This window comes from Brachybacterium vulturis, assembly GCF_002407185.1.
Classification (GTDB): domain Bacteria; phylum Actinomycetota; class Actinomycetes; order Actinomycetales; family Dermabacteraceae; genus Brachybacterium; species Brachybacterium vulturis.
The window spans coordinates 1,637,135-1,652,258 of record NZ_CP023563.1; the positions used below are offsets into that span (position 1 = coordinate 1,637,135).

23 protein-coding genes and 2 pseudogenes are annotated in these 15,124 nt (G+C 68.3%); 17 read left to right on the forward strand and 8 right to left on the reverse strand.

Annotated elements, in window-relative coordinates:
* Positions 1-39: 39 nt before the first annotated feature.
* From CFK38_RS07335 to CFK38_RS07400, 14 genes and pseudogenes are all read left to right on the forward strand, one after another.
* A complete protein-coding gene (locus tag CFK38_RS07335; protein WP_096802487.1) occupies positions 40-828 on the forward strand; it encodes a hypothetical protein in 789 nt (262 codons plus the stop codon).
* 61 nt (positions 829-889) lie between these two features.
* Positions 890-1,975: a redox-regulated ATPase YchF gene (gene ychF, locus CFK38_RS07340; protein WP_096802488.1), complete on the forward strand. Its 1,086-nt coding sequence runs from the start codon at positions 890-892 to the stop codon at positions 1,973-1,975.
* A gap of 33 nt (positions 1,976-2,008) precedes the next feature.
* Entirely contained in the window at positions 2,009-2,290 is a 282-nt protein-coding gene (locus CFK38_RS07345) for a type II toxin-antitoxin system RelE/ParE family toxin (protein WP_096802489.1), read from the forward strand.
* The gene (locus CFK38_RS07350; protein ID WP_096802490.1) at positions 2,265-2,585 is read left to right on the forward strand and encodes a HigA family addiction module antitoxin; all 321 of its coding nucleotides are present in this window, start codon (positions 2,265-2,267) and stop codon (positions 2,583-2,585) included. The genes CFK38_RS07345 and CFK38_RS07350 overlap by 26 nt, the downstream gene beginning before the upstream one ends.
* Positions 2,582-3,406, forward strand: a complete 825-nt coding sequence (locus CFK38_RS07355) for an alpha/beta fold hydrolase (protein ID WP_096802491.1) — start codon at positions 2,582-2,584, stop codon at positions 3,404-3,406. The genes CFK38_RS07350 and CFK38_RS07355 overlap by 4 nt, the downstream gene beginning before the upstream one ends.
* Before the next feature lie 244 nt (positions 3,407-3,650).
* Positions 3,651-3,899 (forward strand): hypothetical protein, encoded by a 249-nt coding sequence (locus tag CFK38_RS17825; RefSeq protein WP_338025023.1) that lies wholly within the window; start codon positions 3,651-3,653, stop codon positions 3,897-3,899.
* Between the two features lie 83 nt (positions 3,900-3,982).
* Positions 3,983-4,225 carry a type II toxin-antitoxin system Phd/YefM family antitoxin gene (locus CFK38_RS07365; RefSeq protein ID WP_096802492.1) on the forward strand — a complete coding sequence of 81 codons (243 nt, stop codon included), beginning with the start codon at positions 3,983-3,985 and terminating at the stop codon, positions 4,223-4,225.
* A complete protein-coding gene (locus CFK38_RS07370) occupies positions 4,222-4,479 on the forward strand; it encodes a type II toxin-antitoxin system RelE family toxin (RefSeq protein WP_096802493.1) in 258 nt (85 codons plus the stop codon). Before CFK38_RS07365 ends, CFK38_RS07370 begins: the two co-directional genes overlap by 4 nt.
* 234 nt (positions 4,480-4,713) lie before the next feature.
* Positions 4,714-4,974, forward strand: coding sequence for a type II toxin-antitoxin system Phd/YefM family antitoxin (locus CFK38_RS07375; protein WP_096802494.1), 261 nt, complete (start codon positions 4,714-4,716; stop codon positions 4,972-4,974).
* Complete coding sequence (locus CFK38_RS07380) at positions 4,975-5,229, forward strand: Txe/YoeB family addiction module toxin (RefSeq protein WP_096802495.1); 255 nt, start codon at positions 4,975-4,977, stop codon at positions 5,227-5,229.
* A 233-nt stretch (positions 5,230-5,462) separates the two neighbouring features.
* A complete protein-coding gene (locus CFK38_RS07385; RefSeq protein WP_096802496.1) occupies positions 5,463-5,792 on the forward strand; it encodes a nucleotidyltransferase family protein in 330 nt (109 codons plus the stop codon).
* A pseudogene (locus CFK38_RS17880) lies at positions 5,789-6,022 on the forward strand (HepT-like ribonuclease domain-containing protein); the annotation flags it as partial. The gene CFK38_RS07385 and the pseudogene CFK38_RS17880, both read left to right, overlap by 4 nt.
* 172 nt (positions 6,023-6,194) lie before the next feature.
* Positions 6,195-6,428 (forward strand): FitA-like ribbon-helix-helix domain-containing protein, encoded by a 234-nt coding sequence (locus tag CFK38_RS07395; protein ID WP_096802497.1) that lies wholly within the window; start codon positions 6,195-6,197, stop codon positions 6,426-6,428.
* Positions 6,425-6,850, forward strand: coding sequence for a type II toxin-antitoxin system VapC family toxin (locus CFK38_RS07400; RefSeq protein WP_096804262.1), 426 nt, complete (start codon positions 6,425-6,427; stop codon positions 6,848-6,850). The genes CFK38_RS07395 and CFK38_RS07400 overlap by 4 nt, the downstream gene beginning before the upstream one ends.
* A 147-nt stretch (positions 6,851-6,997) precedes the next feature.
* On the opposite strand, the gene CFK38_RS07405 is transcribed toward CFK38_RS07400, so the two are convergent.
* From CFK38_RS07405 to CFK38_RS07415, 3 genes are all read right to left on the reverse strand, one after another.
* Positions 6,998-7,573 (reverse strand): hypothetical protein, encoded by a 576-nt coding sequence (locus tag CFK38_RS07405; protein WP_096802498.1) that lies wholly within the window; start codon positions 7,571-7,573, stop codon positions 6,998-7,000.
* Between the two features lie 109 nt (positions 7,574-7,682).
* The gene (locus CFK38_RS07410) at positions 7,683-8,480 is read right to left on the reverse strand and encodes a hypothetical protein (RefSeq protein WP_157773402.1); all 798 of its coding nucleotides are present in this window, start codon (positions 8,478-8,480) and stop codon (positions 7,683-7,685) included.
* 10 nt (positions 8,481-8,490) lie between these two features.
* A complete protein-coding gene (locus CFK38_RS07415) occupies positions 8,491-8,844 on the reverse strand; it encodes a PadR family transcriptional regulator (protein WP_096802500.1) in 354 nt (117 codons plus the stop codon).
* Positions 8,845-8,958: 114 nt separating this feature from the next.
* Between CFK38_RS07415 and CFK38_RS07420 the strand changes: the two genes are divergently transcribed.
* From CFK38_RS07420 to CFK38_RS17570, 3 genes and pseudogenes are all read left to right on the forward strand, one after another.
* Entirely contained in the window at positions 8,959-9,567 is a 609-nt protein-coding gene (locus CFK38_RS07420) for a TetR/AcrR family transcriptional regulator (protein ID WP_096802501.1), read from the forward strand.
* Complete coding sequence (locus CFK38_RS07425; RefSeq protein WP_096802502.1) at positions 9,564-10,973, forward strand: MFS transporter; 1,410 nt, start codon at positions 9,564-9,566, stop codon at positions 10,971-10,973. The genes CFK38_RS07420 and CFK38_RS07425 overlap by 4 nt, the downstream gene beginning before the upstream one ends.
* A 237-nt stretch (positions 10,974-11,210) precedes the next feature.
* A pseudogene (locus tag CFK38_RS17570) lies at positions 11,211-11,330 on the forward strand (helix-turn-helix transcriptional regulator); the annotation flags it as partial.
* Between the two features lie 27 nt (positions 11,331-11,357).
* Here the strand turns inward: CFK38_RS17570 and CFK38_RS07435 are convergent.
* The 5 genes from CFK38_RS07435 to CFK38_RS07455 form a co-directional block, all read right to left on the reverse strand.
* Positions 11,358-12,125, reverse strand: a complete 768-nt coding sequence (locus CFK38_RS07435) for an SCO1664 family protein (RefSeq protein ID WP_096802503.1) — start codon at positions 12,123-12,125, stop codon at positions 11,358-11,360.
* Positions 12,125-12,673, reverse strand: coding sequence for a DUF3090 domain-containing protein (locus tag CFK38_RS07440; RefSeq protein WP_096802504.1), 549 nt, complete (start codon positions 12,671-12,673; stop codon positions 12,125-12,127). The genes CFK38_RS07435 and CFK38_RS07440 overlap by 1 nt, the downstream gene beginning before the upstream one ends.
* A complete protein-coding gene (locus CFK38_RS07445) occupies positions 12,670-13,389 on the reverse strand; it encodes a histidine phosphatase family protein (protein ID WP_172895774.1) in 720 nt (239 codons plus the stop codon). Before CFK38_RS07445 ends, CFK38_RS07440 begins: the two co-directional genes overlap by 4 nt.
* Before the next feature lie 101 nt (positions 13,390-13,490).
* Entirely contained in the window at positions 13,491-14,276 is a 786-nt protein-coding gene (locus CFK38_RS07450; protein ID WP_096802505.1) for a ferritin-like domain-containing protein, read from the reverse strand.
* The gene (locus tag CFK38_RS07455; RefSeq protein ID WP_096802506.1) at positions 14,266-15,075 is read right to left on the reverse strand and encodes a hypothetical protein; all 810 of its coding nucleotides are present in this window, start codon (positions 15,073-15,075) and stop codon (positions 14,266-14,268) included. The genes CFK38_RS07450 and CFK38_RS07455 overlap by 11 nt, the downstream gene beginning before the upstream one ends.
* Positions 15,076-15,124: the final 49 nt, after the last annotated feature.

The window sequence follows — 15,124 nt, forward strand, 5'->3', positions numbered from 1 at the left end:
TGACACGCGAGGATGAGGGGAACCGATGGGGAGCAGCAGATGACCGGTGCGCGCGGTGCGCGCGGTCCGTCCGGGGGCCGGCGGATCGGCCGACGGATCGGGCAGATGCTGCTGGCCCTGCTGCTGGTGTTCCTGCTGATCTGGGGGCTGCTGTTCCTGCGCGCCCTGGTGCTGCGGCCGCATGCCGCCCAGCAGGAGGCCACTGCGGGCCTGGAGTGGGCTCGGGCAGAGCTCGCCGGGCTGAGCGCAGAGGACGCCGCGGCACTGGATGCGGAGTTCGGGCAGCGGCTGGGCACCACACGGACGGTGCACTGCGGAGTGGAGCCCTCGGATGCGGGGTGGTGGACGGTGGACCATCGCAACACCTGCACGCTGCGGGAGATCGAGGTGCGCGCCGTGCCCGCGGCGATGGAGGAGCCGGCCGGAGTCGCGACGGCACTGCTGGCCGACGTCTCGGCATGGCAGGGGGAGCCCGCGTACCTGGTGGTCCCGGACCCGCGCTGCGATCCCGCGGCGGAGGCCCGGGTGGAAGCCGATGCGCAGTCCGCGCCCTTTCGCTCGGACATCGACCTCGCCGCCGTCGTGGTCGAGGGCCTTCCGGCGCTGCGCGAGGGTTGTCTGGACGAGCCCGGGCCCAGCCATCGTGCTGTCGGTGCGGTGAGCCTCGAGCTGCCGGAGTCCGCACCGCCCGCGGAGGGTGCGGGAGCCCGCCTGGTGGTGGTGCGGGAGGCGCGGCTGAGCGATACCTCTCTGGGATGCCTGCCGCTGCCGATCTTCTGCCAGCCGGCGGTCGATGAGCCGCAGCTCCCCGACGCCCTGAAGGGGTGAGACCAGAGGCTCACCCCCTCAGCTCCCGCACGCGCGGCCGCGCCCCGTAGAATCACCTCCCGTGGCTCTTACTATCGGAATCGTGGGACTGCCCAACGTCGGCAAGTCCACCCTCTTCAACGCCCTGACCCGCGCCGAGGTCCTCGCCGCGAACTACCCGTTCGCGACGATCGATCCCAACATCGGCATGGTCCCGCTGCCCGACCCGCGGCTCGCCGAGCTCGCGACCGTGTTCGGCAGCCAGAAGCTGCTGTCGGCGACGGTGTCCTTCGTGGACATCGCCGGCATCGTCAAGGGCGCCAGCGAGGGAGAGGGCCTGGGCAACAAGTTCCTCGCCAACATACGCGAGGCCGACGCGATCTGCCAGGTCACCCGCGCATTCGCCGATCCCGACGTGACTCGCGTGGAGGGCTCCGTCTCTCCGTCCGACGACATGGAGATCATCGCCACCGAGCTGATCCTCGCCGACCTCCAGACCATCGAGAACTCGATGCAGCGACTGGAGAAGGACACCAAGCGCGGCTTGGTCGACCCCGCCGTGCTGCCGAACGTCATCAAGGCGAAGGCTCTGCTGGAGACCGGAGCAACGCTCTACCAGGGTGCAGAGGGCGCCGGCATCGACGTGGCCGCACTCCGCGAGCTGCAGCTGATGACCGCCAAGCCCTTCATCTACGTCTTCAACACCGACGAGGAGGGTCTCGCGGACACCGCCTCGCAGCAGGCGCTGCGGAACCTGGTCGCTCCCGCCGAGGCGATCTTCCTCGATGCGAAGTTCGAGTCCGAGCTGATCGAGCTCGACGAGGACGAGGCCGCCGAGATGCTCGAGTCCACCGGTCAGGAGGAGTCCGGGCTGGCCCAGCTGGCGCGCGTCGGCTTCGACACCCTGGGCCTGCAGACCTACCTCACCGCCGGTCCCAAGGAATCCCGGGCCTGGACCATCCCCAAGGGAGCCACCGCCCCGCAGGCCGCCGGCGTCATCCACACCGATTTCGAGCGCGGCTTCATCAAGGCCGAGATCGTCTCCTTCGACCAGCTCATGGAAGCCGGCTCCATGGCCGAGGCCAAGGCCAAGGGCAAGGTGCGCATCGAGGGCAAGGACTACGTGATGCGCGATGGCGACGTGGTGGAGTTCAGGTTTAACGTCTAGCGTTAATGACGCTCTGCGTTATATGCTGGTCTCGTGATCAGATCGTTCGGGAGCAAGGACACCGAACGCATCTGGCATGAGCAGTACGTCAAGCGCGTCGACCGGACGGTGCAGCGGGCGACCATGCGGAAGCTCGAACTCATCCACGCGGCCAAGGACGTGGGGGATCTCCGGATTCCTCCCGGGAACCGGCTGGAGCGGTTGGTGGGCGACCGTCGGGGTCAGCACAGCATCCGCGTCAATGCGCAGTGGCGTATCTGCTTCGTCTGGAGAGATGGAGGAGCAGAAGATGTCGAACTCGTCGACTACCACTGAGAGTGACTTGATCGAGCCGATCCATCCCGGGGAGGTCCTCATGGAGGACTTCATTGAGGGGTTCGGGATCACGCAGAACAAGCTTGCTGTGTCGATCGGTGTGCCGCCGCGGCGGATCAACGAGATCGTGCACGGCAAGCGGGGCATCACGGCGGACACGGCGATCCGTCTGGCGCGGTACTTCGGGACGTCCGAGGAGTTGTGGATGAACCTGCAGTCGAACTACGAGTTGCGGCTCGGACGGCGGGCGTTGCGCGAGAAGGTCGCTGCGATCACTCCGCTGCAGATCGCATGACGGGCGGCGTCCGTCGGACGGTCCGCCGCGATGATGTGGAGCTCTCCGTCACTGATCGTGGCGGCGATGGGCCCCCTCTCCTTCTCTTGCACGGGCTCGCCGGCAGCTCACGGGAACTCCTGCCCACCGCGGATGCGCTCACCGACTCCTTCCATGTTCTGCTCCTGGACCAGCGAGGTCACGGTCTCAGCACGCGCCGACCGGTCGACCTGTCACGCAGGGCCTTCGTGGATGACGTCGTTGCAGTGCTCGAGCAGATCGTGTCCGGAGAGCCTTGGTCGCTCGTCGGACAGTCGATGGGTGCGCACACGGCATTCCTTGCTGCCGCTGCGCGCCCAGATATCGTCGGGCGTCTCGTGATGCTCGAAGGACACGTCATCGGCAGTGACGATCCGGGCGAGGCCGTGGGGCTGGGGAGGTATTTCGCGTCGTGGCCGGTGCCGTTCCTCGACGAGGCTGAAGCTCGCGTTTTCCTTGGAGCGGATGCGATCGTCGATGCGTGGGTCGCCGACCTCGAGGCGGCCCACGATGGGCTGCGACCGCGGTTCGACGCCGATGTCATGCAACGCACGATCGAAGCCGTGCACGAGCCGCGCTGGGAGGATTGGGAGGCGCTGAAGATCCCGACTCTCGCGATCTTCGCGAAGGACGGAATGTTCAGCGAAGCCGACAAGGACGAGCTGATCCTGCGTCGCCGGGCGACCGATCGCATCGATTTGTCTGCGGGGAGCCATGATGCGCATCTTGATGCCTCCGACGAATGGATCGGAGCGCTTCGCCAGTGGTTGCCCTCCGGCGCGGAGCCAGACGTTCTGCTCTGATCGTCAGATGGCTGTACGTGCCGGAACGTGGTGGAGTTCCGGTTCAACGTGTGAGCGCGCGCCCGCCCATCGTCCGCCCATGGTGACGGTCGTGGCGTGATCGTGCCGACTATGGTCGAGGCATGGCATCGATCCAGACCTTGAGTGATTCGGCTCGGCGCGTGTTGGCGCGCTGGGCGCTGTCATGCGCTGAGCGAGTGCTTCCGCGGCACGGGCAGTGGGTCAGGCGGCCGCGGTTGCGCACATGGGTGCCCGCGCGCTGGGGGCTGCCGCCTACGCTGGGAAGGCCGTCTCGCTTGCTGAGCCACGTCGACCGGAAGCCGTGCAGGAAGAAGTGCGCTGGCAGATCTCGGATCTCACTGACCGTGAGCGCGAGGCGCTGCGTCGGCTTCCGTCCCTCGGGGCTGACTCATCTGGACCGCTCGGGGAAGGTCTTCTGTCGCGCGGCGTGCTCGGCTCAGTGATCCGGCAGATCCAGGCGGAGATCGGCTAGAGATCGCCCATGGGGCCTCGGGCAGTGTCGGCCGCGACGTCTCGGTTTCCCCGATAATGTACATTTTGGGGTACTCTTGAGTCATGGAGATCACCGCAACCAAGGCACGCGACCAGCTCGGTCGGCTCATCGACCGAGCGCACAGCGAGCCCGTGTACCTCACTCGCCACGATCGGCGGGTGGGCGCGATCGTGGATGCCGACACGCTCGATCGGCTGATGGAAGCGGCCGAGGAACTTGACGACATCGCGGCCTATGACGCGGCGAAGGCCGAAGGCGGAGAGAGCGTCACGCTGGATGAGCTCCGTCGCGAGCTCGGTCTATGACCTATGCGGTTCGAATCGCGTCTGCCGCGGGTCGTCAGATCCGTAGGCTCCCGCGTGATGGTCAGGAGCGAGTCGCCGCCGTACTCGTCCTGCTGGCCGACGAGCCTCGGCCGCCAGCGTCGAAGAAGCTCACCGGCCGTGACGCCTGGCGAGTTCGCACGGGGAACTGGCGAGTCATCTACGAGATCCACGATGACGAACTCCTCGTCCTGGTCGTCGCGGCGGGGAACAGGCGTGACGTCTACCGGCGCTGACGCACATGGTCCTACGTACCGGAACGCGGTGGAGTTCCGCTTCAACGTGTGAATCCAGTCCCGGTTCGGCGGGCTGGTGCACAAGCAGGCCACGTCAGGCTGTCTCCACAGCGAGTGTCGGTCCATGGGCGGAGTTGAGGTGCTCGGCATGACTTGGTCGCCGCGTGCTGTGCGACCCGCCGTCAGGAGTGGTACCGTGAAGTTGTACCATCGATCCGAACGGGGGCCCTCATCATGTCCATCAGCGCAAGCGAGGCGCGCAAGACCCTCTTCCCTCTCATCGAGCGCGTGAACGAGGACCACGAGGCCGTCGAGATCGTCTCTCGCAAGGGCAACGCGGTTCTCATGCCGGCCGACGAGTACGCCGCGTGGCAGGAGACCGCCTACCTGTTCCGCTCGCCGGCCAACGCCCGCCGCCTGCTCGATGCCTACGACCGTGCCCGCGCCGGAAAGGTCGAGGTCCACGACCTCGATCGCGCAGACGAGGAAGCCTGAGTGCGTCTGGTCTGGGACGAGTCGGCGTGGGAGGACTACGAGCACTGGCAGACCGCCGACCGGAAGATCCTGAAGCGCATCAACTCGCTGATCGACGCCTGCCTGCGCGAACCGTTCTCCGGGATCGGCAAGCCCGAGCAGCTGAAGTACGGAGCGCAGGGTGCCTGGTCGCGGCGCATCACCGATGAGCACCGGCTGGTCTGCCTCGTGGACGACGAGGACCTCGTGATCCTGCAGGCCCGCTATCACTACTGAGTCAAATGGCCCTACGCGCGGGCACGTGGTGCGCGGGCACGTGGTGGAGGTCCGTTTCACCGTGCAGTGCACGGATGCTGTCCTTCCTCCGCGGAAGCCGGCTGGCCGACGCCACATGAGGTATTGCCAGGTGGCTCAGGCCGTCGGGCCTCATCAGTTCAGATCGGCGGCGGAACGGCCGTGCTGGGGTGAGCAGCCGTGCCTATCGGCACCGTCGCCGGTATCCTGGCGGCATGCCTGAGATCGCCGTGACGCCAGAGACGCTCGCCCTCCGCGAGCTCCTTGACGCGCATCGCGATGAGTTCCTGGCGATCCTGGACCGGTACGGCGCCACCAGCCCGAAGCTGTTCGGCTCCGTTGCCCGGGGCACCGCCCACCCGGGATCAGACATCGACATCCTGGTCGAGATGGACCCTGCGGAGGGGAATCTGCTCATGCGGGCCTCCGGGCTGATGGAAGAGACCCGAGCGCTCTTCGGCCGCGACAACATCGACGTGTTCTCCGTCCAGCTGCTCAAGCGGCCGATCTCGGACTCGGCACTGATCGACGCGGTCGCACTGTGAGCCGAGGCCCTGCGCAGCGCATCGCCGATGTCCTCGAGGCCATCGAACGCTGCCGGCGATATGTCGCCGCTCTTGACGGTGATGCGGACATGGCAGAGATGGCAGAGGACGCGATCGAGCGCAATCTGCAGATCATCGGCGAAGCCGTGAACCATCTCCCCGCCGAGATCACGGATGCGCATCCGGACGTCCCCTGGCCGCAGATCCGAGGCTTCCGCAACATCCTCGTCCACCAGTACTTCTATCGCGCCCCGATCCCAGCCCGAATCACAGTCATGCGCCGCCCCGGTCGCCTCGTCGAGAGGCGGTCGAGGCGGTGTCGTATCGGAGGAGCTGTACAGCATCGGGCGCGAGTCGAGGCAGCGGCGCTATCATGCTTGATAGCAGAGGAGGTGATCGCTGATGTCATCCATCATCGTTCGCGGGCTCGACGAAGCAGTGAAGAAGCGGCTCGCCGCGCAGGCGAAGGAGCACGGCCGTTCCATGGAGGCCGAGGTCCGCGAGATCCTGACCCAGGCCTCGCGACGGCCGCACATCGGAATGGCGCTGCTGTCCGCGGCGCAGGATGCCGGCGGAGTCGAGGACCTGCCGATCGCGAGGCGCGACGACGTCGCACGGTCCGTGGAGTTCGAGTGATCGTCCTCGACACGAACGTCATCTCGGAGATCTTCCGGCCGTCGCCGGAGGTGCGCGTGGTCGATTGGCTCGCGTCGTTGACGGGTGATGTCGCGATCACGTCCGTCACGCTCGCGGAGCTGCTGGCTGGTGTGCGGCGACTCCCGGACGGTCGGCGCAAGGATGAGTTGACCAGGCGCATCGAGGTGGCGCTCGAGCCGTATCGGGGGAGTCGCTCGGTGCTTCCGTTCGATGGCTCGGCGGCCGAACGTTATACCGACGTCCTCGTTGCTCGGGAGAGTGCGGGAGCACCGATCAGCACGGCCGACGCGCAGATCGCCGCGATCTGCCTGACGCACGGAGCGACCTGCGCGACGCGCAACGTCAAGGATTTCGCGCATACCGGCATCGAGCTGGTCGACCCGTGGAGCGCCACCGGGTGACGCATCCGTCGATCGACGTCGTTGCCGACGAAGAGTTCGTTGACACGGACCTCGCCGAGCTCCGGGCGCTCTTCGACGGCGAGCAACGCGATGACTTCGACGCTCTTGGGTGGGGAGGCTTTCGGTTGCTTCCCGCGCCGGTCGGTCCTATTCGCAGGTATCGCAGATGCCGGTAGCGGGAAGCGCCATGAAGCAGGTTGGACAGGTTGCGATCGCACGTCGAGACGTCGCTTCGCTCGTTCGCCGTCGGTCGGTCCGGATCCGCAGGCTGTACACGGGCGGCTTGGTCGGCCGGTCGGACATCGTCCGCAGTTCATGGCCCGCCGACGCCGGATCTACGAGGACGGCGGAGAACTCGCCCGTCACCTCGTTCAGGTCGATCAGCTTCATCATGAAGTGTTCCTCGGGATACCGGCCTGCGATGGTCCAGGGGTTCTCCTCGAGGTTGCGTGCGGTCACCCAGATGACATGGAACAGGGCATCGCAGTTGTCGCGAGCGATCTGCAGATTCCGGATCCGCTCCTGATTGCCAGGCTTCGACGTCCAGGTGGTCAGACCTGGATCGCCGAAGCAATCGATCGATCCGTCGTCGCCGACCTCGTGCTCCCAGATCGTGACGGCGACCGTCTTCGAGTCGGGACTCACGGCCGACCAGGACCAGCGGGGGTTGTCCGGGTAGGTGCTGAAGAACGAGAACGCCGCGGCGAGCGTGGTGGTCTTCATCCTGCCTTCTTCCACGGCGCGGGCTCGCTGACTCCGGTCAGACTACCGGGACATCGGCGCTTCAGCTCGACCTCATCGACGCGGTGAGCACGCTTTCAGCGGATCCCGGTCAGAACTGTTCGACGATCGCCTGGAGCAGCCAGGAGAAGCCGATCATGGCGATGGTCGCGACAGGGAAGATCAGGACCGCGACCAGACCTGCTCTGGATCTGACAGGCTGCTCACCCGGGCCGACGATCGGATCCTCCTGCACGCGACCGCGGAGGTGGGCGCGGAGTTGCAGGAGGAGACCGACGGCGAGCAGGATCCCGGCGATGACCAGGGCGCTCACGACACCGATCTCCCCGACCGGCTGAGGTAGGAGCAGTAGCGCGCCGACCATCCCGGCGAGCAGCAGCATCCAGCCGACCCAATTTCGCATCGGGAACTGTGCGAGCGCCCGCATGAGGACGGGCGTAGTGAGAAGGACGAGCGCGGCCGACCCCGCAACGATCGCGAGCACGACGAGAAGTCCGACGGTCACATGGAGAGAGGATTCACCGGAGAATGCAGCCTGAGCGCTGAAAGTGCTCAGCAGCATGCCTGCCAGACCGAGAACGATGCCGAGGCTCCAGCCCCGATCAAGGCGATCGGGGGATCGCTCGCTCTGCTCCGGTGCGTCCTCCTCGGCGTATCTCCGGGGGTCACCGAATGCGGCCTCGGCGCTCTCGCCGGATTCGACCACATGACTCTCCACGAGCGCCAGGGAGTCGCCGATCCGACTCCCCTGAAGACCGAGGAGGCGCTGCTCGAGGACGAACTGCTCGGCCCAGCCCTTCTCGACATTCGGGGCCAGCCGCGTGTAGGCGTCCAGGGTGCCGAAGCTCCTCGTGCTGTCCTTCCCCATCGTGGCTCCGTTCCTGTTCATGGTGGTCACGTCAGTTGCTCTCTTCGTATGCGAGTGCGCCGTCGGTGAGCTCTCGGGTCGTGGCGGTGAAGGCGGCCCATCGGTCCGCCAGGGACCGGGCGTGTGTGCGTCCCTGATCGGTCAGTGAGAAGTACTTCCGGCCAGGCCCGCCATCTCCTGGGCGCCACTCGACCTCGACGTGTCCGGCCTGCTCGAGACGCCCGAGCAGAGGGTAGAGCGTTCCGCCCTTGACGTCTCCCAAGCTGGCTGCGGCGAGATGTCGGGTGATCGCGTATCCGTAGCTCGGACCGTCGAGCAGCGCCCGCAGGACGCAGACCTCGAGCGCTGCTCTGACCCACTCTCTGGGCCACTGTTCCGAGCTCATGACTAGAGCGTATGCGTGACTAGTGGTAGTGGCAACTAGTGCGCGCACCGCGGTGACGGAATCTTGAGGCCGTGCCGGAAGTGTCCCCATCAGCCCCGTACTAGGGTTGTCCATATGGACAGTCCAGATGGAAAGGGCGGTGACGGTTCGTCGACGCGTCGTCGGCTTCTGGTCGCCGCAGCCGGTCTCATTGCTGAGTCCGGTTGGGGCAGGGTCACGACCCGCGCCGTCGCGGAGCGCGCGGGCCTGCCGCACGGGACCGTGAGCTACCACTTCCGTGGGAAGCAGTCGATGCTGGTCGAAGCCGCCGCGACGGCGGTCGAGGAGATGTTCCCCGACTCCGAGCTCGCGGCGATGCAGTCGGTCGAGCATCTCCTCGCATGGACGAGCGCCGCGGCGTCGGAGGTCGGTGCGTGCTCGGCGCAGGCCGGTGTGCTGCTCGAGGCGATGCGCGAGTCCTCCCGGGACGACCGGCTGCGCGAGCGGATCGTTGAGGTTCTTCGCCGGCTCCGCCATCGGGTCGCCGACCTCGTCGCCGCGGAGCACGGTCAGCGTGCCGACCCCGCAGGACCGTCGGCGTCCGCCATCGCGACGGTGATCATCGCCGCGGGAGACGGCCTGTGGCTGCACAGCCTGCTCGACCCCGACCTCGACGTCTCCGGAGCAGTCGCAGCGATGAGCGGTCTCATCAGGCCGAGAGCTGAGGAGGAGGCAGCGTCATGAGCGACGCCGGCTCGAGCAGGACGGACACGGTCCGGCCGCAGGGAAGGGCGGCCGCACGGTCGCTGCTGCTCGGCGCGGCGACCTTTGTCGTGGTGCTGGACCTGGCCGGGATCGTCATCCTCCTGCCGTCCGTTCAGGCCGAGTTCGGCTCCGGCATCGCCGGATCGACGTGGGTCGTCGCCGCGTTCATCATCGCGGCAGCGACGACGATCCCGGTGGGCGCGCGGGCAGCGGACATCTACGGTGCCCGCGGAGTGCTGCTGGCCGGGCTGGCCGCCTTCGGACTGGCGTCGGCCGCCGCCGCGTTCGCCCCCTCCGTCGCGGTGCTCATCGCCGCTCGCGTCGGGCAGGGCCTGGGAGTCGGTCTGATCGAGCCCGCCGTCCAGCGCCTGGTGCGCGCCGACGGGCACGGCCGCGATGCGAAGCGGGATGCGCAGGTGCAGGGCCTGGCGGCACTGCTGGCGGCCGCGCTGGGCCCGGTTCTCCCGGCCGCGCTGGCGACGGCGGTGAGCTGGCGCATCCAGTTCGGTCTCGATGTCGTGCTCGCGGCCGTGGTCGCCGCCGCGGCGTGGAGGACTCTCGGGGCGACACGTCGGAAGGCCGGCGCCTCCCACGATCTGCTGCGCGATGGGCTGCTGGCCGTCGTGGCCGCTGCAGCTGTGGGTGGGCTGTTCTTCGCAGTGATCGAGGGCCCATCCCTTGGTGCGGGCCCCGCCCCGGCTATTGCGGCGGCGATCGCCGCACTCGCGCTTCTGTCGGTGCTGCTGGTCGTGGAGATGCGACGTCGTCGCCCGCTGTTGGCGCTGCGGCTGCTGCGCCGTCGGCGCTTCGCCGCTGGCAATGCCGTCAGGGGACTCACGGAGTTCGCCAGTCTCGGGGTGTTCTTCCCGCTGTCCGGATATCTTCAGGACGAGCTCGGGTACTCGCCCCTGATCGCTGGTCTGCTCCTGCTGCCCATCATCCTGGGCGCTCTGTTCACGGCGCCGGTGGCCGAGACGTATGGCGCGAGCGTTCATGCGGCGTGGTTCCTCGTATCCGGGCTCGTGTGCACCGCAACCGGCGTCTTCTGGCTCGCGCACGTCGCCCCGGGGATGCCCTGGTGGTTCGTCCTGGCCCCGTTGGCGGTCGCCGGAGCCGGGATCGGAGCAGTCGAGACACCTGCCGAGCTCGTCGTATCCGACGACACTCCTGCCGGAGACGAGGATGCGGCCTGGCCGCTGGAGCGCATCTTCTACCTCTTCGGCATCGGGGCCGGTGTCGCCGTCGTCTCGGCCGTCTGGCAGTCGGTCGGCGTCGGCACCGCTTCCGGTGTCAACAGCGCCCTCCTCGTCTGCGCGGTCGCGGCGCTCATCGGTGCTGCGGTCGCGGCCGTGGGCACGATCGGGTCCTCACGGGCGCCGTCTTGAGCGGGTCTCCGTCTCGGCACTCGTCCACGCTGTCGCACTGTGAATCGAGACCCTGCTCCACGCGGCCCATTCACGGAGTCGTCAGGTTCAGACTCGTTCGGAGGCCGGGAATAGGTCAGAACTTGACGACTGTGCTGGCCGACGGATCGCCGATGTTCAGCTCTGGCAGACTGGCCGGACGGTGCAGCGGGCGAGCTTGCAGAAGCTCGAGCTGATCTCTGCGGCGAGGACTTCGGGATCACGCTGAGCAAGCTCGCTCTGGCGATCGGGGTGCCGCCGCGGCGGATCAACGAGATCGTGCACGGCAAGCGGGGCATCACCGGCGGAGCGTCACGTCTCCACCGCGAAGATGGCACGATCCGGGGCCCCGCAGCCGTCATTCCCTCAGAACAGCGGCCACGGCACCGCCGGCGTCGCGCCGCTCGGGGCCGGGAACCGCCCGTCCGCACGCAGCTCGGCGCAGCGCGCGGTGAGCGCTGCGACCTCGTCGGCGCTGAGCAGCTCCCTCAGCTGCTGGCCCAGCTCGCCGTGCAGCCCTTCGTTGACACGGTCGATGCCGTCGCGCTCATTGTCCGTCAGAGCGTCTCCCCGCCATCCCCAGAGGACCGTGCGCAGCTTTGGGTCGCGATGGAAGGTGAGGCCGTGGTCGACCCCGTACCGATGTCCGTCGGCCATGGCGAGGATGTGGTCGCCTTTGCGATCGGCGTTGTTGATGATCAGATCGAACACCGCCATGCGTCGCAGCGCCGGCGAGTCCTCATGGACGAGGGTGATCCTGCGCCCGCTCTGATCGAGGCCCTCGAGAACGCTTCTCCAGCCCGTCGGGGGCAGGTGGTCGCTCGCGACCAGATCCACGGCGCGTCGGGCGCGGTCCGGCTCCTGCCAGAGCTGCACCATCCCTGCGCCCAGCGGGCCGTCGCGCAACCAGGTGCGCGGCACGACGTTCCAGCCGAGGGCCTGCGAGATCAGGTAGGCGGCCACCTCCCGGCGGGCCAGGGTGCCACCGGGGAAGTCCCAGAGCGGAGCCTCTCCCGCCACCGGCTTGTAGACGACCGCCGCGTCGTCGATGCTGCCGAGGAACGTCGCGTTGGAGGCCGTCGTGATGCGGCCGGTGAGCGTCAGTTCGGCGGTCGCCGGGTCCGACGCGGTCATCAGTCCTCGGGAAGGGTGCAGATATGGCCGTCGGGGTCGATGGGGTGGCCGCAGATCGTGCACAGGGGACGCCCGGCGTCCACGATCTCCCGGGTGCGCTGGGTGAACGCCCGCGCAGTGCCGACCGGCATCCGCACCCGCAGCATCTCGGAGTCCGCCGCAGCGCCGGCATCGAGCGCGTCGTCGTCGGCGGGGAGGGGGTGCGCCTCGATGAGCACCTGGGCCGTGGTGGGGTCCCAGCCGATGCCGATGGTCCCGGCGCGGAACTGCTCCTGGACGGCCTCGAGCGGATCATTGTCCACGAGCTCGACGGGAGTGCTGGTGGGGACGCTGTAGCGGTTGTCCTCGACGGCGATGAGCTGGTCGAGGATCTCGTCGATCTTCAGCGCGAGCAGTGCCGACTGCTCCTTCTCCAGGGCGATGCTCACGATCTGTTCCCCGGTGCGCGCCTGCAGGTAGAACGTCCGGGACCCGGGACGCCCGAGCATCCCGATGACGACCCGATCCGGCCAGTCGAACTCATGAACATGTGCAGGCACGTCGGTCATGTGAGGAGTCTAGGCGTCCGGTCGCCCACGGCGGACGTGCCCGCACCGCCGCCCACCGCTGCATCGCCGGACCGGACAGCTGTCGAGAGCCAGGACAGATCACCGGAGTCGGTGTTGGTCGCCCAGACCCGCGGCCGGTTCGCGCCATAGCTCACGATCGACACGGAGGCGGGCCCCACCTCGAGCCGCTGGAACAGGTCGAGGTGCATGCCGAGCGCGTCGGCCAGGATCGACTTGACGATGTCACCGTGGCTCACCGCCACCCACACCGCGCCCGGCCCGTGCTCGGCCTCGACGGCGGCATCGTGGCGACGGATCGCTGCCACCGACCTGGCCTGCATCCCCGCCAGGGACTCGCCGCCGGGAAAGACGACAGCGGACGGGTGCGACTGCACGACCGGCCACAGATCCTCGGTCGCGAGATCGCTGAGCCGTCGGCCCTGCCACTGACCGTAATCGCACTCCGTGAGCTCGGGGTCGACCGACGACGGCGGTGCACCCTTCTGGCGATCGACGATGGTCCGGGCGGTCTCCGTGCAGCGCTCGAGAGGGCTCGACACCACCCGGACCGCCGGCACGTCCGCGATCCTGTCCCCGGTCCGCGTCGCCTGGTCCCGTCCGAGCCGGTCCAGGCTCACGCCGGCGGTCCGACCTGCCAGCAGTCCCGTCGCATTGGCCGTGGTGCGGCCGTGCCGCACGAGCAGTACTGTCGCCATCACCCCAGCCTAGCGACCGGGTCGAGCTCGGTGCCGCTGGGCGCTCGTGCCGGACGTGAGAGGATCGACCGGCGCTGCCGAGGGTGACCCAGCTGGGGGCCTCAGGCGATGGCCAGACGACGGAACGCCTGGTCGAAGATCGTGAGTCCTTCGAGGCCCGGGATCCGCTGCATGCGCTGATCGAGCTTGTCGACGTCGTGCTGCATGCCGCCGAAGAGGTGCCCGAAGACGTGCCGGACCTCGTCCTCCTCCATGATCCCGGAGCCCACCGGGCGCCACGCCTTGCTCAGCAGCAGGCGGACGAGCTTGCGCGCCTTCTCGGACGTCTCCAGGCGTGCCCGTGCCTGGGTCGTGTAGAAGGCGACGTGCCGGGTCTCCTGCTGAGCGATCCGCGTGACCAGGGCGGCCAGCGTGGGGCTGTCGGTCATCTCGGCGAGGCGCCGGTACCCGGCGGTGGCGGAGAGCTCGTTGGCCACTCCCCAGGTCATGTGCACGGCGACGAAGTCCTGGCCCACCAGGTTCGCCAGGGCGGACTGCTTCATGGACGACAGCGCGAGCTGCCACCCGAGCCCCAGCCGCTTGGCCTTCACCTCGTCGTAGTCGACGACGATCCCGTGGGCGGCCAGCACGGCAGCCAGGGCTTCCCCGTGCCAGAACTCCTCTCGGTTCCAGGTGGTCATGAACCCGGCCGATTCCTCCTCCCGGTGGGAGGGCGTGACCAGCAGATCTCGCAGGAAGCAGGTGGTGTGGTATTCGACGTCGCACATGTAGCGGACGGTGCGCAGGGTCTGCGGATCCAGCGGCTGATCGCGGAAGACCGTCATGTCGAGGTCGTCCCACCGCAGCGGTTCGGAGGTGTCGGTGAAGCGTTCGAGATCAAAGGCCATGGGAGGTCCTTCCAGGGATCCGGTGCGGCGCCGTCCGGGGGCGGCGTCGAGAGGCCGGGAGCAGATCGTGCAGGATCGACGTGGCGCGGGCGAGGTCCGCACGGGCGTCGGGGGAGCGGAAGAGGCTGGAGCGGGCGCGGGATTCGTCGGGATCGGCCACCCCGACCACGCGCAGCGGCTCCCACCCGCGGCCGAGATGACGGCGTGCGGTGACCGCTTCTCGCCGGGAGCGGGAGATGCGGGCCTCCGCCTCGAGCCGGAAGAAGCGGGCACTGTGCTCCCGGCGTCGGAGGATCTCCTCGACGACGCGCGCCGACTCCCCGTGCAGTCGGGGCAGCACCGCTCGATAGGCGGCCTGCAGGGCGGATTCCTGGACGGCCAGGCGCGCCATGTGACCGGCGACCACCGGCTCTCCCACCACGTGCGTCCAGACGGGGGCGAGCAGCGGCATGATCGTCTCGAGGTACGCGCTGCGGAGGTGGGAGGCGACTGAGCGCCGACGCGGCGGGCGGATCGGCGGCCCGGTGGCGGCCAGCAGGTCCCGCATGGCGCGGCCGAGCTGATGACGGGCGAAGGCCCAGGTCGCCACGAAGGCCGTGATCCGGGCCTCGGTGGCGGTCCAGGTAGCCAGCAGAGCGCGCGCCTCCGACAGTCCGGCGCTGTCCAGACGGCAGAGGAACGCGAGATCGGCACGGATCTCCTCCGACAGGTCCTCGGCCGCGGCGGCCGTGGCATCGACGAGGATGCGCCCGTGGTCCTGGCGACCGTAGGCGGCGACATCGAAGTCCGTGAAGAGCACGCTCAGATGGTCGGGGTCGGAGTGGAGACGTCCGGCGCGGTAGCCCGGC